The organism is Gilvimarinus gilvus, from assembly GCF_030518155.1.
In the GTDB taxonomy this organism is placed as follows: Bacteria; Pseudomonadota; Gammaproteobacteria; order Pseudomonadales; family Cellvibrionaceae; genus Gilvimarinus; species Gilvimarinus gilvus.
Genome location: NZ_JAULRU010000625.1, coordinates 1 through 575, shown reverse-complemented (window position 1 = coordinate 575; position 575 = coordinate 1). Strand labels below are relative to the sequence as shown.

Sequence of the window (575 nt, the reverse complement as noted above, 5' to 3'; positions counted from 1 at the left end):
AATCGCGCGCCTTGAAGGCGAACCCTTCACAATTCAACTTTTACCGCGGGGCAGGGCTGCAGCGTGGGAGCGCAGGACTCCCACCGAGGGCGGGGGGAATCAGAGGTCGATGGCTTTAGCGGCGATGCGTGCCTGGTCCAGCAACACGTTCAGCTCGGCGACCTGTTGGCGCAGTTGGTCACGTTCGTCTTTGAGTTTACGCAGCTCATCACGGCGCACGGAGACATAGAGGGTCTGGGTTGGGGTTGCAGGCATCAAGGTACCCATGAGCACACCTCGCGGTTTTGGCTGGTGACAATTCAAAGCGTAGACGCTTCTGGCGGCCGCATTTTGAATTCTTTCACAAGCCTTGGGAACTTTTTTGTTTATCGTGGTCTTGCCGTTCGTCGCTGAACCCTCGGGCGGCATGCTGGACTAACCTGAACAGCTGGACTGTTGTCATCTATTTCGAAAGGGGAGCATCGGCTCATGCAACTGGGAATCGTCGGGCTGGGCCGCATGGGCGGCAATATCGCAAGGCGCCTGATGCGCGCTGGCCACCGCACCGTGGTGCACGACCGCAACCGCGAGGCGGT

2 protein-coding genes are annotated in these 575 nt (G+C 59.3%); one reads left to right on the top strand and one right to left on the bottom strand.

The window, feature by feature from the left end:
- Window positions 1-99: 99 nt before the first annotated feature.
- Complete coding sequence (locus QWI17_RS16530) at window positions 100-267, bottom strand: DUF6026 family protein (protein ID WP_009683150.1); 168 nt, start codon at window positions 265-267, stop codon at window positions 100-102.
- Between the two features lie 201 nt (window positions 268-468).
- Here QWI17_RS16530 and QWI17_RS23690 point away from each other — a divergent pair.
- The coding region (locus QWI17_RS23690) for an NAD(P)-binding domain-containing protein (RefSeq protein ID WP_368045356.1) at window positions 469-575 on the top strand (107 nt) is incomplete at its 3' end.